22 protein-coding genes and 1 pseudogene are annotated in these 21,262 nt (G+C 68.9%); 12 read left to right on the top strand and 11 right to left on the bottom strand.

Annotation, left to right across the window (positions count from 1 at the left end; genetic code table 11):
• Positions 1–124: 124 nt before the first annotated feature.
• Positions 125–1,141 (bottom strand): SdiA-regulated/phytase-like domain-containing protein, encoded by a 1,017-nt coding sequence (locus H5J31_RS11235; RefSeq protein WP_181772447.1) that lies wholly within the window; start codon positions 1,139–1,141, stop codon positions 125–127.
• Positions 1,142–1,334: 193 nt separating this feature from the next.
• On the opposite strand from H5J31_RS11235, the gene H5J31_RS40405 reads away from it, so the two are divergent.
• Genes H5J31_RS40405 through H5J31_RS11215 form a run of 4 tightly spaced genes read left to right on the top strand, consistent with a single transcriptional unit; the run spans position 1,335 to position 4,774 of the window.
• The gene (locus H5J31_RS40405; protein WP_181772446.1) at positions 1,335–2,735 is read left to right on the top strand and encodes a fatty acid desaturase; all 1,401 of its coding nucleotides are present in this window, start codon (positions 1,335–1,337) and stop codon (positions 2,733–2,735) included.
• Positions 2,732–2,926: a ferredoxin gene (locus tag H5J31_RS11225; protein WP_181772445.1), complete on the top strand. Its 195-nt coding sequence runs from the start codon at positions 2,732–2,734 to the stop codon at positions 2,924–2,926. Before H5J31_RS40405 ends, H5J31_RS11225 begins: the two co-directional genes overlap by 4 nt.
• Positions 2,927–2,928: 2 nt before the next feature.
• The gene (locus H5J31_RS11220) at positions 2,929–4,137 is read left to right on the top strand and encodes an NAD(P)/FAD-dependent oxidoreductase (protein WP_181772444.1); all 1,209 of its coding nucleotides are present in this window, start codon (positions 2,929–2,931) and stop codon (positions 4,135–4,137) included.
• A 1-nt stretch (position 4,138) separates the two neighbouring features.
• Complete coding sequence (locus H5J31_RS11215; RefSeq protein ID WP_181772443.1) at positions 4,139–4,774, top strand: TetR/AcrR family transcriptional regulator; 636 nt, start codon at positions 4,139–4,141, stop codon at positions 4,772–4,774.
• Here the strand turns inward: H5J31_RS11215 and H5J31_RS40190 are convergent.
• The gene (locus tag H5J31_RS40190; protein ID WP_268879741.1) at positions 4,748–4,879 is read right to left on the bottom strand and encodes a hypothetical protein; all 132 of its coding nucleotides are present in this window, start codon (positions 4,877–4,879) and stop codon (positions 4,748–4,750) included. The two genes, H5J31_RS11215 and H5J31_RS40190, sit on opposite strands and share 27 nt — an antisense overlap.
• A 245-nt stretch (positions 4,880–5,124) precedes the next feature.
• On the opposite strand from H5J31_RS40190, the gene H5J31_RS11210 reads away from it, so the two are divergent.
• The gene (locus H5J31_RS11210) at positions 5,125–5,427 is read left to right on the top strand and encodes a DUF1905 domain-containing protein (protein ID WP_181772442.1); all 303 of its coding nucleotides are present in this window, start codon (positions 5,125–5,127) and stop codon (positions 5,425–5,427) included.
• A 7-nt stretch (positions 5,428–5,434) separates the two neighbouring features.
• Here H5J31_RS11210 and H5J31_RS11205 read toward each other — a convergent pair whose 3' ends face one another.
• A complete protein-coding gene (locus H5J31_RS11205; protein ID WP_181772441.1) occupies positions 5,435–6,409 on the bottom strand; it encodes an ArsR/SmtB family transcription factor in 975 nt (324 codons plus the stop codon).
• A gap of 72 nt (positions 6,410–6,481) precedes the next feature.
• On the opposite strand from H5J31_RS11205, the gene H5J31_RS11200 reads away from it, so the two are divergent.
• Positions 6,482–7,666: an MFS transporter gene (locus H5J31_RS11200; protein WP_181772440.1), complete on the top strand. Its 1,185-nt coding sequence runs from the start codon at positions 6,482–6,484 to the stop codon at positions 7,664–7,666.
• Here the strand turns inward: H5J31_RS11200 and H5J31_RS11195 are convergent.
• From H5J31_RS11195 to H5J31_RS11170, 6 genes are read right to left on the bottom strand one after another with little or no spacing between them, the layout of a single operon-like run.
• Positions 7,653–7,907: a hypothetical protein gene (locus H5J31_RS11195; protein WP_207897862.1), complete on the bottom strand. Its 255-nt coding sequence runs from the start codon at positions 7,905–7,907 to the stop codon at positions 7,653–7,655. The genes H5J31_RS11200 and H5J31_RS11195 overlap by 14 nt on opposite strands.
• Before the next feature lie 25 nt (positions 7,908–7,932).
• Positions 7,933–8,127: a hypothetical protein gene (locus H5J31_RS11190; RefSeq protein WP_181772438.1), complete on the bottom strand. Its 195-nt coding sequence runs from the start codon at positions 8,125–8,127 to the stop codon at positions 7,933–7,935.
• Positions 8,124–9,281: an NAD(P)/FAD-dependent oxidoreductase gene (locus H5J31_RS11185; protein WP_181772437.1), complete on the bottom strand. Its 1,158-nt coding sequence runs from the start codon at positions 9,279–9,281 to the stop codon at positions 8,124–8,126. The genes H5J31_RS11190 and H5J31_RS11185 overlap by 4 nt, the downstream gene beginning before the upstream one ends.
• Positions 9,278–9,478 carry a ferredoxin gene (locus tag H5J31_RS11180; RefSeq protein ID WP_181772436.1) on the bottom strand — a complete coding sequence of 67 codons (201 nt, stop codon included), beginning with the start codon at positions 9,476–9,478 and terminating at the stop codon, positions 9,278–9,280. The genes H5J31_RS11185 and H5J31_RS11180 overlap by 4 nt, the downstream gene beginning before the upstream one ends.
• Entirely contained in the window at positions 9,475–10,149 is a 675-nt protein-coding gene (locus H5J31_RS11175) for a TetR/AcrR family transcriptional regulator (RefSeq protein ID WP_181772435.1), read from the bottom strand. Before H5J31_RS11175 ends, H5J31_RS11180 begins: the two co-directional genes overlap by 4 nt.
• A gap of 5 nt (positions 10,150–10,154) precedes the next feature.
• The gene (locus H5J31_RS11170; RefSeq protein ID WP_181772434.1) at positions 10,155–11,375 is read right to left on the bottom strand and encodes a cytochrome P450; all 1,221 of its coding nucleotides are present in this window, start codon (positions 11,373–11,375) and stop codon (positions 10,155–10,157) included.
• A 118-nt stretch (positions 11,376–11,493) separates the two neighbouring features.
• Here H5J31_RS11170 and H5J31_RS11165 point away from each other — a divergent pair.
• A pseudogene (locus H5J31_RS11165) lies at positions 11,494–12,957 on the top strand (MFS transporter); the annotation flags it as partial.
• Here the strand turns inward: H5J31_RS11165 and H5J31_RS11160 are convergent.
• Positions 12,863–14,914 carry an MMPL family transporter gene (locus H5J31_RS11160; RefSeq protein WP_181772433.1) on the bottom strand — a complete coding sequence of 684 codons (2,052 nt, stop codon included), beginning with the start codon at positions 14,912–14,914 and terminating at the stop codon, positions 12,863–12,865. The pseudogene H5J31_RS11165 and the gene H5J31_RS11160 sit on opposite strands and share 95 nt — an antisense overlap.
• A gap of 106 nt (positions 14,915–15,020) precedes the next feature.
• Between H5J31_RS11160 and H5J31_RS11155 the strand changes: the two genes are divergently transcribed.
• Positions 15,021–15,497: a MarR family winged helix-turn-helix transcriptional regulator gene (locus H5J31_RS11155; protein ID WP_181772432.1), complete on the top strand. Its 477-nt coding sequence runs from the start codon at positions 15,021–15,023 to the stop codon at positions 15,495–15,497.
• Positions 15,498–15,547: 50 nt separating this feature from the next.
• Entirely contained in the window at positions 15,548–17,008 is a 1,461-nt protein-coding gene (locus H5J31_RS11150; protein ID WP_181772431.1) for an SDR family oxidoreductase, read from the top strand.
• On the opposite strand, the gene H5J31_RS11145 is transcribed toward H5J31_RS11150, so the two are convergent.
• Entirely contained in the window at positions 17,009–18,013 is a 1,005-nt protein-coding gene (locus H5J31_RS11145; RefSeq protein WP_236004942.1) for a LacI family DNA-binding transcriptional regulator, read from the bottom strand.
• A 90-nt stretch (positions 18,014–18,103) separates the two neighbouring features.
• On the opposite strand from H5J31_RS11145, the gene H5J31_RS11140 reads away from it, so the two are divergent.
• The 3 genes from H5J31_RS11140 to H5J31_RS11130 are packed head-to-tail and all read left to right on the top strand — an operon-like array spanning position 18,104 to position 21,260.
• Positions 18,104–19,033 carry a carbohydrate ABC transporter permease gene (locus H5J31_RS11140; protein ID WP_181772430.1) on the top strand — a complete coding sequence of 310 codons (930 nt, stop codon included), beginning with the start codon at positions 18,104–18,106 and terminating at the stop codon, positions 19,031–19,033.
• Positions 19,033–19,896: a carbohydrate ABC transporter permease gene (locus tag H5J31_RS11135; protein ID WP_181772429.1), complete on the top strand. Its 864-nt coding sequence runs from the start codon at positions 19,033–19,035 to the stop codon at positions 19,894–19,896. Before H5J31_RS11140 ends, H5J31_RS11135 begins: the two co-directional genes overlap by 1 nt.
• Positions 19,897–19,925: 29 nt before the next feature.
• A complete protein-coding gene (locus tag H5J31_RS11130) occupies positions 19,926–21,260 on the top strand; it encodes an ABC transporter substrate-binding protein (protein ID WP_181772428.1) in 1,335 nt (444 codons plus the stop codon).
• Positions 21,261–21,262 lie beyond the last annotated feature (2 nt).

The following is a 21,262-nucleotide window of genomic DNA, read 5'->3' as shown; positions in this document are numbered from 1 at the left end:
CGACAAACTAGTCCACGGACAGGGGGTGAACAAATGCCGAATTCGATGCAATTCACGCGATTCCGGACATGCTTCGATTCCGGCGCGGACCGCAAGGGGGCGCGCCGGAATCGAAGCGTCACCGTCAGGCGCAGGGCAGGGTGCCGGCCCGGAGGGCGTGGCCGCCTTCGTTCCCGTCGTCGGCCCAGATCACCTGCTTGCTCCCGGAAGCGCAGGTCGACGCGGGGGCGATGGCGAACCCTTCGTTGTTGTAGTCCGGCATCCCGCTCGGACGGTCGTAGGTCGTGGTCACGGCGAACTTGCCCTGAGCCGAGACGGCGAGGGTCGTCGAGTCGCCGCCGCAGGTGTCGTCGCAGACGGCCCACAGTTTACCGCTCGACGCGTCGAACTCGAGGTCCATGATGGACTCGAGACCGCTCGCGAAGCTCGCCACGCGCGTGTACTTCCCGCCTGCCTGGTCGAGTGCGTAGGCGTAGATCATGCCGTTGCTCTCCAGTCCGACGAAGTAGAGACCGCTGCCGTGGCCGGGGTAGTTGCCCGGCGCGTAGGCCGCCTTGGTGCGCTCGTCCACGAAACCCTTCGCGGTGAGGACACTGTCCGGGATCCAGGAGACCGCTTCGAGCCCGTCGTTGGCCGAAACCTTCGGCAAGTCGGCGGTGAGGTTCCATTCGGCCTTGGCGGTGAGGGTCTTGGCCGAGCCTGACACGTCGTACCGGAGCACCTTGAGCGCACTCGTCTTGTCGTTGTCGCCGTCGCGTTCGGTGGCCGCGACCACGCCGTCCGGGGTGGCGACCACGGCTTCGGCGTCGGGATCGCCCTTGCCGTTGGCGTAGCGCAGGGACTTGCCGGAGGACCAGCCGTTCGCGGTGTCCGGCTGCCACTTCGAGCCGTTGCGCACGAGCCGGTACAGCGTGCCCGGCCCGTTCTTCACCGCCCACAGCACGGTGGGGCTCTCGAACGACAGACCGCTCAGATTGCCGCCGAAGACGTTAGATCCGTCCGCGTTCGTGATGGAGGAAGAGCCTGGCCACGGGCTGTTCGCGGTGGTGCTCGCGGTAGCGGTCGTGGTGGGCAGGACCAGCAGGGCCGCGGCGACGGCGGCCACGGTGCCGGTTCGGATCCGGCGAGGTGATCGAGGCATTCGCGCTCCTTCGGGGCGGGACGAAGTGGATCGCGGCGTGATGTCACAAGTTAAGTAAGTTTCCTAACGAAGGCAAGATATCGCCAATTTTTCACCGAAGGAAGCAACGGTGCATTTACAAAACATGACGTCTTGTCAAACGGGGTGTACATCACCTACTGTTTTGTAAACCCAGCCAACGGAGGAGGGTGCGATGAGCGAGATGACGGGCACGATGCCGGCGGGCTCGACCGAACGGTGGACCGACCGCAAGCGCTACCTGTGGTTGATCGGCCTGGTGGTCCCCTCGCTCGCGTTCCTGGCGATCGGGCTGCACGCGGCCACCGGCTGGGGCGTGTGGTTCTGGGTGGGACCGATCGTGATCCTGGTGATCGTCCCGTTGATCGACCTGCTCGCCGGCCTGGACCGCAGCAATCCACCGGACGACGTGATCGAACGGCTGGAGCAGGACCGCTACTACCGCTGGATCACCTTCGCGTTCCTGCCCATCCAGTACGCGGGATTCGTGGCCGCCTTCTGGATGATCGGCACGGGTGATCTGTCCGTCGTGGACAAGGTGGGCCTGGCGATCTCGATCGGCTGCATCGGCGGGATCGGCATCAACACCGCGCACGAACTCGGGCACAAGAAGGAAAGCCACGAGCGCTGGTTGTCGAAGATCGCGTTGGCGCAGAGTTTCTACGGCCACTTCTACATCGAGCACAACCGCGGTCACCACGTGCGGGTGGCGACCCCGGAGGATCCGGCGAGCAGCCGGATGGGGGAGAGCTTCTACCGGTTCTGGCCGCGTACGGTGTTCGGCTCGCTGAAGTCCGCTTGGGGGCTGGAGCGCAAGCGGTACGCGCGGCGCGACCGGCATCCGTTCCGGATCGGCAACGACGTGCTCAACGCCTGGCTGATGTCCGCGGTGTTGTGGGGCGCCATGATCGCCTGGCTGGGCGTCGGGATCCTGCCGTTCCTGGTGATCCAGGCGGTGATCGGGTTCTCGCTGCTGGAAGTCGTGAACTACATGGAGCACTACGGCATGCGGCGGCAGAAGGTCGGCCCGGCGGCGCGGCGGCGGTACGAACGGGTGGATCCCAGCCACAGCTGGAATTCCAACAACATCGCCACCAACGTCCTGCTGTACCACCTGCAGCGGCACAGTGATCACCACGCCAACCCGACCCGCCGCTACCAGACGCTGCGTGACTTCGCGGAATCACCGGTGCTGCCGACGGGGTATGCCGGGATGATCGTGCTGGCGTTGTTCCCGCCGCTCTGGCGCCGGGTGATGGATCCCCGGGTGCTCGCGCATTTCGAAGGAGACATCTCGCGCGCCAACATCCAGCCGCGTAAGCGCGCCAAGATCCTGGCCCGCTACGGAACCCGCGTCACCGCGCCGTCCCGCGCCGCCGACGACACGCGCGGCGACGCGTCCGAGGGCGGGATGTGCCCGGGCTGTGGCTACGTCTACGACGAGAAACTCGGCGACCCGCGTGAAGGCTTCCCTGCCGGAACCCCGTGGTCGGCGATCCCGGACGCGTGGTGCTGTCCGGACTGCGGCGTGCGGGAAAAGGTCGATTTCGTGGCACCGGGAAGGGTCGGCGCATGATGAGGATCGAGGCGGACCGCGCGAAATGCGACGGCCTGGGCATGTGCGAGGCGATGGCCCCCGACTTCTTCGAGGTCGGTGACGACGGCACCGTGCTGGTGCTCGACGAGCGGCCAGGCGAGGAGTACCGGCAGGATCTGACGGCCGCGGTCGACGCCTGCCCGGTCCTGGCCCTGAAGCTGCGGGACTGATCATGACCCTCGTCGTCGTGGGAGCGTCGCTGGCCGGGCTGCGCGCGGTGGAGGCCGCTCGGCGGGACGGCCATCGCGGGCGGATCGTGCTGATCGGCGCGGAGGACCATCCGCCCTACGACCGGCTGCCACTGTCGAAGTCCTTCCTCGACGCCGAGGGGCCTGGCCGGGTCGAGCCGTTCCACAGCGAAGCGGGTCTGCGCGACGAACTCGGCGTCGAACTGCTGCTCGGAGCACCCGCGGACGGTCTCGACACCGCCGCGCGAGAGGTGTCGGTGGCGGGCGTGACCGTTCCCTACGACGCGCTGGTGATCGCGACCGGGGCCACGGCACGGCGGCTGCCCGGGAGCGAAGGCATCGCCGGCGTGCACACGCTGCGCACCGCCGAGGACGCCCTCGCCGTCCGGGCCGCCCTCGACCGCGGCGCGCGGACCGTCGTGATCGGGGCCGGGTTCATCGGCTCGGAAGTCGCCGCCGCGGCCCGGAAGCGAGGGCTGCCCGCGACGATCGTGGAGGCTCTCGACGTCCCGCTGACCAGGTCCGTCGGGGCCGAGGCGGGTGCGGTGTGCGCCTCCCTGCACCAGGAGGCGGGCACCGAGCTCAGGGTGTCCACCACGGTGACCGGGCTCGAATCCGCCGGTGGTGTGGTGACGGGCGTCCGGATCTCGACCGGTGAGGTGCTGCCCGCGGACCTGGTGGTGGCGGGGATCGGCGTCGTCCCGGCCACCGGCTGGCTGGCCGGGAGCGGTGTCCCGCTGCACGGCCGCGACGGCGGTGTGGTGTGCGATGCCACGCTGGCGACCGGGATCCCCGGCGTGTACGCCGCCGGAGACGTGGCGCACGCGGAGAACGCGCTGTTCGACGGCGATCTGATGCGGCTGGAGCATTGGACGAACGCCGCGGAGCAGGGAGCCGCGGCCGCGCGGCACGCGCTCGCGCCGGAGTCGGCGCGCGCACTGGCGCCGGTGCCGTACTTCTGGTCGGACTGGTACTCCCACCGGATCCAGTTCGTCGGTACACCGCGCGCCGACGAGGTCACGGTCGCCGTCCCGGCGTCCGGCGGGTTCACCGCGCTGTACCGGCGCGGGGACCGGATCGTCGGCGCGCTGACCGTCGACCGGCCACGCGAGATCATGAAGTACCGCCGTCACATCGCCGGCCGCGCGCCGTGGCCCGAGGCGCTGGCGTTCGCCGAGTCGACGGCGGCCTAGAATGACGATCATGAGCGAGGCACCCTCAGTCCCGGTCACGGGTGGCCCGTACCGGCAACCGATCGTCGCGGCGGCGATCGAACTGACCGTGCGCTCCGGCTGGTCGGCGGTGACGATGAGCAAACTGGCGGAGATCGTCGGCGTCAGCCGCCAGACCGTGTACAACGAACTCGGGTCGAAGTCCCAGCTGGCCGAAGCAATGATCGCGCACGAACTCGCCCGGTTCCTCTCCGTCGTTCGCGAAGCCTTCGAACGGCACCCCGACGACCTCGTCGAGGCGATCCACGACGCCGTCCGCGGCGTCCTCGAACTCGCCGACGACAACCTCCTGCTGCGTGCCATCGTTTCGGCCACACATGGCGCCGACACCGAACTGCTGCCGCTGCTGACGGTCCGGGCGGGCAGCCTGCTCACCGAGGCGCGGGTGATGCTGCGCGGCCGCGTTCGCTCCTACGGCCCGCCGCTGGACGCCTCACAGCTGGACGTCGCGATCGACGTCGTGGTCCGCACGGTGCTGAGCCACATCATGCAGCCGTCGGACACCCCGGCGCGGACGGCCGACGCTCTCGCTTGGATGGCTTCGCGCGTGCTCGGCACGACGACGACCCGCTCACTGCGGCATCCAGCGGTGGATTGACGCCGCGGCCTCGGCCGGGCTCAGGTGGGTGTTGTCGATCCGCACGTGATCGTGACGCTCGATCAGCTCCTGCGCATGGACGCGGCGCGACCCGTCGGTATCCATGACGTAGTCGCGTTCGAGCGCGAGGAGATTGGCAACCGAACGGGAAGATGCCCAGTACCGGCTCGACGGCCATATGGTTGTGGAACAGCTTGAACGCGGTGAGCCACCACTGGGCGCCGGGTCTCCGGGATGGTGTTGCGAAAGCCACTTTCCCAACGTTGAAGGTTGTGAACGTGGCTTTCGCAACGTGTGCGCGGCGGAAACCGCGCGCTGGAACTGTCGGTGCGGTGTGCGAAGCTCCGCGGATGATCGTGGTGTTCGATGCCGAGCTCTGGGTGTGGGACGCCCGGCGTGACGAGACCTGGACCTTCGTCAGCCTGCCCGAGGACGTCTCCGAAGAGATCCGAGAGATCACGGACGGTCCGCGTCGCGGCTTCGGGGCGGTGCGCGTCCAGGTCACCGTCGGTGGCAGCAAGTGGAAGACGTCGATCTTCCCGGACGCCCAACGCGGGAGTTACGTGTTACCGGTCAAGAAGGCCGTCCGGAAGGCCGAAGGGCTCGACGAAGGCGACGTCGCGAAGGTGACCGTGGAGCTGATCGACCTCTGACAGAGGTTCAGAGCAGGCTTTCCCCGAGCGGGGTGGTCAGGTAGAGGACGCTGCGCCCGGAGCGTTCGCGCGCGACGAGTCCGCTGTCCCGCAGAACCTTGAGGTGCTGGGAAACGGCGCTCGGGGTGACGTCGAGCGCGCGAGCCAGGTCGGTCGTGGTGGCGGGGGACGAGAGTGCCTGCAGCAGTTCGGCTCGCACCCGGCCGAGCAGCCGCACCGCGTTGGGAGCGGCGGCGCGTGTTCCGGCGGTCCACAGGGTGCCGATGCCCCGGGCCGGGTACCGCACAGTGGTCTGGGTCGAGGTGTTCGCCTTGATCAGGACATACGGCGAGCCGAGGACGACGGGCATGAGCACCAGGCCGCCCGGCCCTCGGGTGACGACGAGGTTCGTGCGTTCCCGCCGCTCTCGTGTCAGCGATAGCCGATCGGCGCGCCACCGCAGGTGCGGATGCAGATCCGCGAACAGTTTCTCGGCACCACCCGCGGCCAGTTGCCGGGCCCGGTGGGCGATATCGGCGTCCAGTACCGCCCGGATCCGCGGCCAATGCGGTGCGATCAACCGGTCGTGTGTCGCGCGGAGCTCTCCTGCGATCGCCCGCAGGCCGGACGCCGGATTCTCGGCGAGCGCCGCGGCGGCCCTCGGGAGCTTGCCCTCGAACACACGCTGGAGGCTGGCCCGAACCCGGCTCTCCGGGGTCCTGCGCAGCGCGGCGAGGTCGCGCTCGATCGACCCGCCCGCGTCCCGCGGGGCGGGAACGAGGAATTCCGGCCAGCTGGGCTTGCCGTTCACGAGCAGCGGCCAGGTCGTGGAGAGGTCGAGCGGTTCGCGCTCGAGTTCCTCCTGTGCCCACCGTAACCAGGGCAGGTTGACCATGTTCTGGTCGAGGCCCGAGATCTGCAGCAGGCTGGCCACGGTCTCGGACAACGGCGAGATCGCGAAGCGGGTCGCGGCCAGCTCGGCGACACCGAGTTCGACGGTCATCGGCACCACTCGAGTATGTAGGCCTGGCCTAAATGGTGTCCGGGAAACAGGGGTTCTCGCCACGATTCGGCCATGACGAGGATGCCCCGAGACTATCGGCGACTGTGGAACGCCACCGGAATCGACAACCTGGGCAACGGCGTCTTCACGGCGGCCCTGCCGCTGCTGGCCGTGGCACTCAGCCGCGACCCACGAGACGTCGCACTGGTCTCCGCCGCGACGTATCTGCCGTGGCTCCTGCTTTCCCTCACCGCCGGAGCCGTCGTCGACAGGGTCGACCGGATCACCCTCATGTGGCGAACGCAGGCACTCCAGGCCCTGGTCGTGGGTGTGCTCGCGGCGCTCGTCTCGGCGGAGGCGATCAGCGTTCCGCTGCTCGTCGTCCTCGCGTTCGCGCTCGGTGCGTGCGACGTCTTCTACGACAACGCCGCACAAGCGGTACTCCCGGATCTCGTCCCGAAAGACCTGCTGCACAAGGCGAACGGGAGCCAGCAGGTGGCGCTGATCGTCGGGCGGCAGTTCGTCGGGCCACCTCTCGGAAGTCTCTTCTTCGCGCTCGCCTGGACACTCCCGTTCGCCCTCGACGCCGCGTCGTTCGTCGTCGCCGCGGCGTTGCTGGCCAGGATCCCCAAGCTGGGCGGCGGCCACACCGGAAGCGCGAAGGTCCTCGATGGCCTTCGCTGGCTCAAGGGACATCGCCTGTTGCGTGCCCTCGCCTTGCTGCTCGGCGTCAACACCTTCTGTGGTCAGCTCGCGAACGTGACGCTCGTGCTGTTCGTGACCGACGCCTTGCGTCTCGGTGCCGGAACCTTCGGTCTCCTGCTCGCCGGTGCGGCGGTCGGCGGTGTCCTCGGCGGAGTGACGATCTCGTGGTTGGTCGCCCGGATCGGCGACCTTCGCGCCCTGCTCGCCTCCCTGGCCGTGAACGCCGTCGCCTTCGTCGGTATCGGGTTCAGCCCGAACGTGTTCGCCGTCGGCGCGTTCCTGGCCGTCAGCGGTTTCGCGACGACAGTCTGGAACGTCGTGAGCGCCGGGCTCCGGCAACGGAACGTGCCGTCGTCCCTGCTCGGCCGGGTCAACAGCGTCTACCGCCTGCTCGGCTGGGGGTTGATGCCGCTCGGAGCGTTGACCGGCGGACTGCTCGCGCACCGGTTCGGGATTCGGGTCCCTTATCCGGTGGCGGGTATCGTCCGCGGTCTCGCCTTGGTGGTGGCGCTTCCCGTGCTGATCCCCGCGCTGCGCGCTACTCCTCGGTGAGTTCGGCCAGCTGCTCCGCGGCCGTCCGGTTCCCGCCATCGGCCAGTCGCCGCAGCTCGTCGAGTGCACCCAGTTCGGTCGCCACCTCGATCAGCTGGTCGGCCGCGTCGCTGCTGCCGGCGTCGGCCAGCCGACGCAACTCGTCCATGTCACCACGCTCGCCGGCGCGCTCGATCAGTTCGTCGGTCGCGTCGCGGTCGCCGTTCGCGGCACGCTCTCGCAGGTCGTCCAGCTCGCTCATACTCACCAAGCTACGGGTAGTTCGCTCACGCCGTAGACCGAGCCGTCGTGCTTTGAACTTCACCTCCGCCAGGGCGCAACAGTCCCTCGACGGCCGAAGCGATCAGCTTCGGGTTCACCAGCTTCTCGCCGAGCGCGGCACCCGCGGCGTCTCCTCCCGCAGCGAACGGGCAGCCGGAGGCGCGGGCCGCGGGGAACGACGGGGTGTCCGTACTGGTCAAGGCATTCCTCCACCGAGTTCCGGGCGGCGCAGACGGGCTTGTTTGGGCATGTTCCAGCCGAGGACGCCGGTCACCGCGCCGTGGCGCCGGTACTGCGCGACGAAGCGGCGCCCGGCCGGGTCGCCCTCCACAATGGACACTTCGGCGTCCGCGGAGAGCGTTCCGTGCACGTGGATCTTCGTGTCGAACTGGTCGGTCCAGAAGTAGGGGACCGGGGTGTAGGGCCGGTCGTCGCCCAGGATGACCCCGGCGACGTGTCCGGCCTGCTCGGTCGCGTTGGTCCGGTTTTCCAGGCGCAAGGCCACATCGAGCGTTTCGTGGTGCCAGCGCGCGACGTCGCCCACGGCGTAGACGTGCTCGGCGGCGCGGCACCGGGTATCGCAGACGATGCCGTTCGCCAGCGCCAGTCCGCTGCCCTCCAGCCATTCAGTGGCCGGTGCGGCGCCGAACGCCACCACGACGACGTCGGCGGGCAGGACCTCACCGGTTTCGAGCCGGACACCGGTGACCCGACCGTCCCGAGAGTCCAGGCCGGCGACCGCGGAGCCGAGGCGCAGGCCGACACCGCGTTCGGTGTGCAGTTCCGCCAGCAGTTCCGAGACGACCGGGCCGAACTGGGCGGCCAGCGGGGCCGCCTGGGGGCCGGCGAGGGTGACAGCGACGCCCATTTCGGCGGCGCTCGCGGCGATCTCGGTACCGAGGACGCCGTCGCCGACGACCACCGCTCGCGAGCACGACAGCAGGTCGGCCCGCAGTGCCAGCGCGTCGTCGAGGGTACGGAGAACGTGGACACCGGCGAGACCGTCCTGATCCGGCAGGGTGCGCGGCCGCAGCCCGGTGGCGAGCACGATCTCGTCCGCGGTCAGCGCCCGTCCCGACGCCGTGCGGACGGTCCGTTCCCGGACGTCCAGCGAGACGGCGGCGTCCCCGAGCACGAACTCGACGTCCAAAGTAGACAATCGTTCGGCGGGCCGTAGCCGGGTCCGTGAGGGTTCCCAGAGCCCGGCGAGGACCTGTTTCGACAGTGGCGGCCGGTCGTAGGGGAGATGCGATTCGGCGCCCAGCACCGTGATGCGGTCCGGATAACCCTTGCGGCGCAGCGCCTCCACCGTGCCGAGGCCGGCGGCGGAAGCGCCGACGACGAGTACGGTCACGCGTTCTCGCTCACCGCGATCGCGGCGCCGGGGCAGACGTCGGCGGCCTCGCGGACGATGTCGTGCAGGTCTTCACCGGGAGTGTCTTCGAGGAGGATCACGATGCCGTCCTCCTCCCGCTGGTCGAAGACGTCGGGGGCGAGCAGCACACAGGTTCCGGCGCCGCAGCATTTGTCCTGGTCGACGGTGATCTTCATGGTCGGTTTCCTCCGTCCGGGCCGGTGGTGGCCGGTGCCAGCCACAATCCGGCGAGTGCGTCGATGAGTCCGGTCGCGGCGTCCTGCCACGTCGACCGGGGAGTGGGGGTGCCCTCGGCGAGGGCGCGTTCGCGTTCGGCGACCATGTGGACCAGCAGTTGCCGGGCCATGTCGCCGCGTTCGGCCCGCACGTCGGCGGGGAGATCGGGAAGACACCGGTGCAGTCCTTCGACGATCCGTATCAGCGACGGCGAGGTCAGCGATTCCTCGACCATGATCGGGCGCAGTGCCGGGTCGGTCATCACCTGCGCGCCGAAGCGCGCGAACCAGGTCGGGCTCCCGAGCGCGGCCAGATGCTCGGCGACCGGCGTGACCAGGCAGCCGATCCAGTCCCGCGGTTCCGAGCTGTCCCCGATCGCGGCCAGCGTGCGGCGCCGGATCTCTTCGATCGGCCCGGAATGCCGCCGCGCGATCGCGCGGACCAGATCGGCCTTGGTGCCGAAGTGGTAGCCGACCGCGGTGTTGTTGCCCTGGCCCGCCGCCTCGCTGACCTGGCGGTTGGACACCGCGAACACGCCGTGTTCGGCGAACAGCCGCTCCGCCGCGGTCAGGATCAGTTCCCGCGTCGCGTGCGCTCGTTCGGCCCGGGCACCGGTGATCTCACTCGTCATGGGCATCACCATCGCACGGGCAGTTCCCGCAGTCCGCCGACGGCGAGCCCTTCGACCTTGCGCAGGTCCGCCGCCTCGACGGCGAGTTCCAGCGACGGCAGTTTCTCCAGCAGGACGCCGAGGACGACCTGCAATTCGGTACGGGCGAGCGGCTGGCCGAGGCAAGCGTGCGCGCCGGCGCCGAAGGCCAGATGCGCGTTCGGGCTCCGGTCGAGGTTCATGTCGGCGGCGCCGTCGAACGCGCTCTCGTCCCGGTTGGCCGACGCCATGCTGCACATCGCGGTGGTGCCCGCCGGCAGCGTGGTCCCGCCGACCTCGAAGTCCTCGGTGAGGTAGCGCGACATGCCGATACCCGCGTTGGCGTCCATCCGCAGGGACTCTTCGACGGCGGTGCGGATCAGCGACCGGTCCGCCAGGAGCGCTTCCCAGCGGCTCCGGTCCTCCAGCAGCATCGCGATCATCTTCGCGATCATGTTGGCGGTGGTCTCGTGCCCGGCGATCAGCAGGCCGATGCCGGTGGCGATCAGCAGCTTGTCGGACCACCGCTCGCCGTCCACGTCGGTGTCGGTGATGAGCGCGCTCAGGATGTCCTCGCCCGGCGCGGCGCGTTTGGCGGCGATGTGCCCGCCCATGTAGCGGCCGAATTCCGCCTGCGCGACGTCGAATTCCGCCTGGGTGTAGCGGGTCATGCTGAGCATGACGTCGGACCAGTGGGCGAAGCGGTCCCGGTCGGTGTCCGGCACACCGAGCATGTCGCAGATGACCCAGACGGGCAGCGGGAAGGCCAGGCCCGCCTTGAGATCCGCGGGCTTGCCCTTCGCGACCATCTCGTCGATCAGCTGGACGGACATCGCCTCCATCCGCGGCCGCAGCGCGTTCATCCGCTTGGCGGTGAACCACTTGCCGAGCATCCGGCGCCACTTCAGGTGCGCCTCGCCGTGCTGGGGGATCACCTCCGCCATCTCGCTGTTGAACACCCCGCCCGATTCGGTGTCCGCGACCCTGGCCGCGTTGTCCGAGGGCGTCGGCCTGGTGAATCGCGGATCGGACAGGACACGTTTGACGTCCGCGTATCGGGTGATCAGGGCGGCCTCGTCGCCGCTGGCGAGCGTCACCTGGGCGACCGGGCACTTGGTGCGGAACTCGGCCCATTCGGCGGGCGGAGCGAGGGCGGCGTCGGTCGGGAACGGGAAGCTCGGCAGCCGATCCAGGTCGCTCTGCGTCATCAAGGGCTCCTTCAGCGTGGTGGTCGCGTGATTCACACAGTGCCCGGACTGTTGGCATAAGTCAATCAACTGACTTAAGTTGAGGATGTTCACTCCCGCGTTCCTCCGGAGGCCCCGTATGCCCCAGCCGTCCGCCGTGCCACGTCCTCAGCTCGTCGTGGTGGTGCTAGCGCTGGGCGGGATCGTGGTCTCGCTGATGCAGACCCTGGTCATCCCGCTGATTCCGAAACTCCCGGAGCTCCTGGACGCTTCCGCCGGCGACGCCACCTGGGTGATCACGGCGACGCTGCTGGCGAGCGCGGTCGCGACACCGGTCGTCGGCAGGCTCGGCGACATGTACGGCAAGCGGCGGATGCTGTTGCTCAGCCTCGGCATGCTGATCGCGGGTTCGGTGGTGGCCGGGCTCAGCGACACGCTGGTGCCGATGGTCGTCGGCCGGGTCCTGCAGGGTTTCGCCGCCGGGGTGATCCCGCTCGGGATCAGCATCATGCGCGACGAACTCCCGGCCGAAAGGCTCGCTTCGGCGACCGCGACGATGAGCGCGTCACTCGGCGTCGGCGGCGCCCTCGGCCTGCCCGCGGCCGCGTTGCTGGCCGAGAACGCCGACTGGCATCTGCTGTTCTGGACGGCGGCCGCGCTCGGCGTCGTCGTGACGGCGCTCGTGCTGGCCTTCGTTCCGGAATCGAGCGTGCGCACCGGCGGCCGGTTCGACCTCGTCGGTGCCGCCGGCCTGTCGACAGCGCTGGTCTGCTTGCTGCTCGCGATTTCGAAGGGCGCGCAGTGGGGCTGGGCGAGCGGGCGGACGCTGGGGCTTTTCGGTGCGGCGACGGGTGTTCTGCTGCTCTGGGGCTGGTACGAACTGCGGACCGCCCGCCCGCTGGTGGATCTGCGGACCACGGTGCGGCGTCAGGTCCTGCTGACCAACCTGACGTCGATCGTGTTCGCCTTCGCCATGTTCGCGCAGTCGCTGGTGCTGCCGCAGATCCTCCAGCTGCCCGCCGCGACCGGCTACGGCCTCGGTCAGACCATGCTGGTCACCGGTCTGGTGCTGGTGCCGTCCGGGGTGGTGATGATGCTGACGGCGCCACTGTCCGCGCGGATCACGAGGGCGCGCGGCCCCAAGGTGACGCTGATGCTCGGCGCCCTCGTGGTCGCGGCGGGCTACGGCCTCGGCACCGTCCTGATGGCGAGCACCTGGCAGCTGGTGCTGGTGTCCGCCACGATCGGCGCGGGCATCGGGCTCGCTTACGGCGCGATGCCCGCGCTGATCATGGGCGCGGTCCCGGTGTCGGAAACGGCGGCCGCCAACAGTCTCAACACCCTGATGCGCGCGATCGGCACGTCGATCTCCAGCGCCGTCGCGGGGGTGATCCTCGCTCAGCTGACCGTCTCGTTCGGACCCGTCCAGGTTCCGTCCCAGGGTGGATTCCGCCTGATCATGGGACTCGGGGCCGGGACGGCTCTCGTGGCTTTGGCGATCGCTTGGTTCATCCCTGGCCGGTTTTCGCCAGTTTCGACGGCCACCAGATTTTCCGGCCGACGTCCACCGTCAGCGCCGGCACCAGCAACGACCGCACCAGCAACGTATCCAGCAGAACCCCGAACGCCACGATGAACGCCAGCTGAGCCAGGAAGAGGATGGGCAGGACGGCGAGGGCGGCGAAGGTCGCGGCGAGGACGACGCCGGCGGACGTGATCACGCCGCCGGTGACCCGGAGGCCGCGCAGCGTTCCTTCCCGCGTGCCGATCCTGCCCGCCTCCTCCCGGACCCGGGTCATCAGGAAGATGTTGTAGTCGATTCCCAGCGCCACCAGGAAAACGAAGCCGAATAGCGGGACGACGGGGTCGGCGCCGGGGAAGTCGAAGACGTGGTTGAACACCAGCGCCGAGACACCCATGGTGGCCGCGAACGACAGGACCACCGTGCCGATCAGCAAAAGCGGTGCGAGCAGGGATCGCAGCAGCAGCGCGAGCACGAGGAAGATCACGACGAGGACGATCGGGATGATCAGCAAACGGTCGTGTTCGGACGTCGTCCGGGTGTCGAGCAGGGTCGCGGTCGGCCCGCCTACCTTGGTGCCGTCGACCGGATGCACGGCCGCGCGAATCCGTTCCACGGTGGCGACGGCGGCGTCCGAGTCCGGGGGATCGGCCAGTACGGCGTCGATCTTCGCGAGCCCGCCTGCTTCGAGCGGCTTGCCGTCCGGTCCGGCGCTCTGGCGGACGTCGGAGACTCCCGGTACGCGCGCCAGCGCGGTCACCGCCTGCGCTTGGTCGGCGGGCGTGACGATCACGGTGGGGGAGCCGGAGCCACCGGGGAAGTAGCGGGAGAGGACCTCCTGTCCGGCCACGGAATCGACCGGCGTGAGGAAGACGTCGGACTGGGCGGTGCCGGAAGCCTTCAGCTGGGGGAGGAACGCGCCGCCCGCGAGCAGGACGACGGTGGTGACGATCCAGATCGTGCGCGGCGCGCGCGAAACCCAGCCCGCGACGCGGCCCCAGATCCCGCCGGTCTCCTCGCGCGGCGGGGCGACCGCGGGTCGGAAGGGCCAGAAAGCGTTTCGGCCGCACAAGGCCAGGACGGCGGGCAGGAACGTGACGGTCGTCAGCAGGGCGGCGGCGATGCCGATGGCGGCGACCGGCCCGAGCCCCTTGTTGGAGTTCAGATCGCTGAACAGCAGGCAGAGGACGCCGAGGATCACGGTCCCGGCGGAGGCGGCGATCGGTTCGATGGTCGAACGCCACGCTGTGCGGAGCGCGCCGCGGGCGTCGTCGGTCGTCCGGAGTTCTTCGCGGTAGCGGGAGATCATCAGGAGCGCGTAGTCGGTCGCGGCGCCGAAGACGAGGATGAACAGGATGCCTTGGCTTTGCCCGTTCAGCGCCAGCACGTCGTGGTCCGCGAGCAGGTACACCGCGAGACTCGCGGTACCCAGCGCGAACACGGCGGACAGCAGAACGAGCAGGGGGAGGATCGGGCTCCGGTAGACGATGATCAGGATGACCGCGACCACCGCGCCCGCGACCAGGAGCAGCAACCCGTCGATGCCTCCGAACGCCTCCTTGAGGTCGGCGACCTGGGCGGCCGGGCCGGTCACGAGCACTTTCAGACCGTCGGGGGTGTCTCGGGCGAGGCCTTCTCGCAGTGCCTCGACGGCGTCACCCGGGTCGCTCTTGGCGTCGAGCAGGACGACGACCTGTGCGCCGGCGTTGCTGTTCGGCGCGGGAACGAGTCGTGCGTTGGACGTCCGGTCGGCGAGGAACCTCTTGTCGTCCTCGCTCAGGCCCGAGGGCCGTTCGGCCACGACGATCGCCGGGATGACTGCGGCGCTCGAGAACTGTTTCTGGAGTTCGCCGACCTCGGTCGCTTCGGCCGAAGCGGGCAGGAAACTGCTGCTGTCGTTCTCGGTGACCTGGCTCAGCTTGCCGGCGTACGGGCCGCTGAACCCGCCGAAGATCAGCCAAGCGATCGCGACGAGGGCGGGGAGCAGCCACCGCAGACGTGACCGCGTGCGGGCGGGGCGTTCGACTTCCGAGATCATGGGTGGATGGCTCCCGAGACAGTGCTATTTCGACCAACGAATAATTCGACCATCGAAATAGTAGACTGGTCACCCGGACGGGGCAACGCGAGGGGAGGTTTCGGACATGGGCACTGAAGAAGGCGAATCGGTCACCGACGAGCTTCTCGTTCTCCTTCTGCGTCAGCTGACCGTCGAATCGGACCGGTTCGCCGAGATGTTCGGCGAGGCGCACGGCCTGCACCGGACCGATCTCAACGCGCTCGCCGTGATCATGGACGCGGCGAGGATGGGCGCGCCGATGAGCCCGAGCAGGCTCGCCGACGCCCTCCACCTGAGCGCGTCGGCGACGACGTCGGTGCTCGACAGGCTGGAGCGGGCCGGTCACCTCTACCGGGACCGGAGCGCGACCGACCGGCGCAAGGTCGAGCTGCGGATGCACGACCAGGCGCGGCGGATCGGCGCCGAGTTCTTCCTGCCGCTCGGGCAGAGCTTCTCCGCCGCGTGGCGGGACATGGGGGAGGACGAACGCCGGACGGTCGCGCGGTTTCTCCGGAGCAGTATCGCCGCCACCGTGGAGGTCCGCGGGCGCCTGGCGCCCTGAACGGGCCACTCGTGCTGCGCGCCGCGCCTTCGCCGGGAAGACTCGGGTGAATGCGATGCGTGGTGCTCGGAGCGACCGGTTACGTGGGCGGAAGATTGGTGCCGCATCTGCTCGACGCGGGTCACGAGGTCCGCGTCGTGGCGCGGTCACCGGAGAAGGTGGCCGAAGAGCCGTGGCGTGACCGAGTCGAGGTCGAACGCGGCGACGTCACCGACCCGGCCTCGATAGAGACGGCGCTGGCCGACGGCGATGTCGTGTATTACCTCGTGCATTCCTTGGCGCGCAAGGACTTCGTCGAGGTCGACCGAGAGGCCGCGAAGACGGTCGCCGAGGCCGCCAAAGCGGCCGGGGTCCAGCGGCTGGTGTACCTGGGCGGCATCGTCCCGGACGACGACGAGCTGTCGCCGCATCTGGCGTCCCGGGCCGAAGTCGGCCAGGTCCTGCTGGAATCGGGCGTCCCCGCCGCCGTCCTCCAGGCCGCGGTGATCATCGGCTCGGGTTCGGCGAGTTTCGAGATGCTGCGCTACCTGACCGAGCGGCTCCCGGCGATGATCACCCCGCGGTGGGTGCACAACCGCATCCAGCCGATCGCGATCCGGGACGTGCTGCACTATCTCGTGCACGCCGCCGATCTTCCTCCCGAGGTGAACGGCGCCTTCGACATCGGCGGCCCCGACGTCCTGACGTACTTGAACATGATGCGCCGCTACGCCGTCGTCGCCGGGCTGCCCCGGCGTGCGGTCGTCCCGGTTCCGGTGCTGACGCCCTGGTTGTCCGCGCAGTGGGTCAACCTGGTCACGCCCGTGCCGCGCTCGATCGCGGTGCCGCTGATCGAATCGCTGGTGCACGAGGTGGTCTGCCACGATCGGGCGATCGCCGCGCACATCCCGGACCCGGAAGAGGGGCTGACGCATTACGAGCACGCCGTCGAACTGGCGCTGACGAGGATCCGCAACGCCGACGTGCCGACCCGCTGGTCCGACGCGTCGACCACGTCCGCGCCGTCGGATCCGCTGCCCAGCGACCCCGATTGGGCGGGCGGCACGGTCTACGAGGACAAACGGGAGCAGAAGACGGACGCCTCGCCGGAGGCGCTGTGGGATGTCATCGAGTCCATCGGCGGCGAGCACGGCTGGTACTCGTTCCCGCTGGCGTGGTCGGTCCGCGGCTGGGCCGACCGGCTGGTCGGCGGCGTCGGACTGCGACGCGGCAGGCGGGATCCGCGGCGGCTGCATCTCGGCGAGGCCTTGGACTGGTGGCGCGTCGAATATCTCGACCGGCCGCGCCTCCTGCGGTTGCGCGCCGAGATGAAACTCCCGGGAAGGGCCTGGCTCGAACTCAGCGTCGAGTCCACTGAGGACGGTGGCACGATCTACCGGCAGCGCGCGGTGTTCGAACCGCACGGCCTCGCCGGGCACGTGTACTGGAAGGGGATCGCGCCCTTCCACGGCGTCATCTTCGGCGGGATGGTCCGCAACATCACCGGTGCGGCGCAGGGGGAAGTCCCCTGATCACCCCGGCGGCGCGGTGCTCGACCGGACGACGAGTTCGGTCGGCACGCTGATCGCCCCCGCCGCTTCGCCGTCGGCGATCTCGGCGAGCAGAGCGGCGACCGCGCGCCTGCCGACCTCGTCGAACGACTGCCGGACGGTGGTGAGCGGCGGCCAGAAGTGGGCGGCCTCGTCCATGTCGTCGAACCCCACCACGCTGACCTCGCGAGGGACAGCGCGGCCCTTTTCGTGCAGTGCGCGCAGGAGACCGAGCGCCATCTGGTCGTTGGCGACGAAGACGGCGGTGACCGCTGGATCTCCCGCGAGGTGGACGCCGTGCTCGTAACCGGATCGCGGTGACCAGTCGCCCGTGAACGGTGGCGGCACCTCGCGGCCGGCGGTTTTGAGCGTCTCCTGCCACGACTTCCGGCGGCGTTCGGCCGCGTAGGACTCGGGCGGGCCGGCGATATGCCACACCGTCTCGTGTCCGAGGTCGAGCAGATGCCTGGTCGCGGCGATGGCGCCCGACGCCTGGTCGAAGTCGACGCTCGCGTGGTCACGGCGTCCGCCCGCGTCGATGACGACGACCGGAAGTCCGTGGGGCAGTTCGATGTCGCTCTGGTCGAGCTGGTGCTGCTCGATCAGAATGATGACGCCGTCTACGGCCTGTTCGTTCAGTTTGCTGAAGGCGCCCGAGACCTCGCCCTGGGACGGCGTGGTCACCGGCATGAGGATGATCGAGAAGCCCTCGGCGGCCACCGCGGACGAGACGGCGTCGAGGGTGCGGCTGTTCCCGAAGGTGGACAGCGCCGAGATGATCACGCCGATACTGCGGAACCGGCCGTTGCGCAGGGCACGGGCGGCGCTGTTGGGCCGGTAGCCCACCCGGCGCATCGCCGCGAGGACCCGTTCCCGGGTCGCCTCGTCGACGTTCGACCTGCCGTTGGCGACACGGGAGACCGTTTGGCCCGAGACGCCAGCCTCCCTGGCGACGTCGGCCATCGACGGCCGGGTGCTCCTGGACATGTTCACGTCAACACGATAGCCTCCGCCGGTCTGATGTTGACGTAAACATTTCGCTGAGTCGCCAATTCGCTCAGGGAACCCGGAGGGACGATGACGTCCACAGCGGTCGCGCCCGCCGAGGCGCCGCCACGCCGCGCGGTCACCGCGCGCCGCCCCCGCCGCAACTGGCGTGGCTGGCTTTTCGTCGCCCCGTTCATGCTCGTGTTCGCCCTGGAGTTCCTGGCGCCGATCGTCTACGCGTTCGTCCTCAGCCTCTTCCGCGACCAGGCCTTCTTCGGTGGCACGACGTTCGTCGGCGTGGACAACTACGCGCAGGTGCTCGCCGACCCGAAGTTCTGGGACTCCTTCCAGCGGGTGCTGGTGTTCCTCGCCGTGCAGGTGCCGATCATGCTGCTGCTCGCGCTGATCGCGGCGCTGGCGATCGACAGCGCCCGGCTGCACGCGTCCGGCTTCTTCCGGGTCGTGATCTTCCTGCCCTACGCGGTACCCGCCGTGGTCGCCGCGCTGATGTGGGGCTTCATCTACGGAGACCACTTCGGACTCGCCGCCGATCTCAATCACCTGCTCGGCCGCGACGTGGTGAAACCGTTGTCGGACAACTGGATGCTCGCGTCCATCGGCAACGTCGTCACCTGGGAGTTCACCGGGTACAACATGCTGATCTTCTACTCCGCGCTCAAGGTGATCCCCAAGGAGCAGTTCGAGGCCGCGGCGATCGACGGCGCGGGCGCGTTCCGCACCATCCTGAGCGTGAAGCTGCCCGCGCTGCGCGGGGCGATCGTGATCGCCACGATCTTCTCGATCATCGGCAGTTTCCAGCTGTTCAACGAGCCGAACATCATGCGCACCCTGGCGCCCAACGTGATCGGCACCTTCTACACGCCGAACATGTACGCCTACAACCTTTCCTTCGGCGGGCAGCAGTACAACTACTCCGCCACCGTCGCGATCGTGATGGGCGTGATCACCGCGGTCATCGCCTACGTCGTGCAGCTGCGCGGCTCCCGGAAGGGGATGTGATGGCGACGTTCTCGGTGACGCGGCCGCGGAAATCGCGAGTCCTCACGGCGGTCATGGCGCTGTTCCTGATCTACACGCTCGTACCGCTGGTGTGGCTGATCATCAACGCGACCAAGACGCAGTCTTCGTTGTTCACCACCTCCGGCCTGGCCTTCGGCGGACCGTTCGCGCTGTTCGAGAACATCGGCGAGACGTTCACCTACGACAACGGGATCTTCCTGCGCTGGCTGGGGAACACGCTGCTCTACGTCGTGGTCGGGGCCGGGGGAGCGACCCTGCTCGCCACCGCCGCGGGCTACGGCCTGGCGAAGTACCGTTTTCCCGGTCGCCGCGCGGTGTTCGCGGTCGTCCTCGGCGCGGTCGCCGTCCCCGGTACCGCGCTCGCGGTGCCGACGTTCCTGATGTTCAGCAAACTCGGCCTCACCAACACCCCGCTGGCCATCATCATCCCGTCGCTGATCAGCCCGTTCGGTCTCTACCTGATCTGGGTGTACGCCTCCGAGGCCATTCCCGACGAGTTGCTGGAAGCGGCACGCATCGACGGCGCGGGGGAGATCCGGATCTTCCTCACGGTGACCCTGCGGCAGCTGGCGCCCGGGATCGTGACGGTCGCGCTGTTCACCGTGGTGTCCACTTGGAACAACTACTTCCTGCCGCTGATCATGCTCAGCGAACCGAAGTGGTATCCGCTCACCGTCGGGCTCAACCAGTGGAGCGCGCAGGCCTCCGGGGCCGGCGCCCAGCCGGTCTATCACCTGGTGCTGACCGGTTCGCTGATCACGATCGTCCCGCTCGTCCTGGCCTTCCTGTTCATGCAGCGCTACTGGCAGTCCGGTCTGAGCGCCGGCAGCGTCAAGCAATAGCCCTCCCCACCGTCGTGAAAGGACACTCGATGTCACGGATCCGTAGAAGCGTCAGGGCGGCCGCCGCCGTGACGCTGGCCGCAGCACTGGCCGTCGGCTGTTCGTCCGGGGCGAGCGGCCCGGCCGCCGTCGGCGGGACGCAGGACTCGGTCGACGCCGCGCTCAAGGCGGGCGGCACGATCACCTACTGGAGCTGGACCCCGTCGGCCAAGGACCAGGTGGCCGCGTTCGAGAAGGAATTCCCGAACGTCAAGGTCGACTACGTCAACGCGGGCACCAACAAGGAGCAGTACACCAAACTGCAGAACGCGATCAAGGCAGGTTCGGGCGGCCCCGACGTCGCTCAGATCGAGTACTACGCGCTGCCGCAGTTCGCGCTGACCGACTCGCTCGCCAACCTCGACCAGTACGGTTTCGGCGCGTTCGAAAAGGACTATTCGCCCTCGACCTGGTCCAGCGTCCGGGTGAATAACGGCCTATACGGCCTCCCGCAGGACTCCGGTCCGATGGCGCTCTTCTACAACAAAGAAGTCTTCGACGCCAACGGCATCGCCGTGCCGAAGACCTGGGACGAGTATGCCGCCGCGGCCAGGAAGCTGCACGCGGCCGACCCCGGCAAGTACATCACCTCCGACACGGGCGACCCCGGCTTCGCCACCAGCATGATCTGGCAGGCGGGCGGGAAGCCGTTCACCGCCGACGGCCGGAACGTCAAGATCAACCTGGCCGACGAGGGCACCAAGAAGTGGACGGCCACCTGGAACCAGCTGGTCGAGGGCAAACTGCTCGCCCCGATCAAGGAGTGGTCCGACGACTGGTTCCGCGCCCTCGGCGACGGCACCATCGCCTCGCTCGTGACCGGTGCCTGGATGCCGGGCAACTTCAAGTCCTCGGTACCCGGCGGCGCGGGCAAGTGGGCAGTGGCGCCGATGCCGACCTATGACGGCCGGCCGGTCACCGCGGAGAACGGTGGCAGCACGCAGTCGGTGCTCAAGCAGAGCGGCAACCCGGCGCTCGCGGCGGCGTTCGTCCGCTGGCTCAACCACGGCAACGGAGTCAAGCCGTTCATCGCCAGCGGCGGTTTCCCGGCCACCACCGCCGACCTGAACTCGCCCGCCTTCCTCGACGAGGCCAACCCGTACTTCGGCGGGCAGAAGATCAACCAGGTGCTCAACGAGGCGTCGAAGAACGTCGCGAAGGGCTGGACCTACCTGCCTTACCAGACCTACGCCAACAGCGTCTTCAGCGACACCGTCGGCAAGGCCTATCTCAACGGCACCTCGCTCGACGCCGGGCTGAACGCCTGGCAACAGGCGCTCGTGGACTACGGCAACCAGCAGGGCTTCACCGTCAGCGCGGGGTGAGT

Origin of the sequence: Amycolatopsis pittospori (assembly GCF_013870525.1) — a bacterium.
Lineage (GTDB): Bacteria > Actinomycetota > Actinomycetes > Mycobacteriales > Pseudonocardiaceae > Amycolatopsis > Amycolatopsis pittospori.
This window is presented reverse-complemented; position numbering and strand designations above follow the sequence as displayed.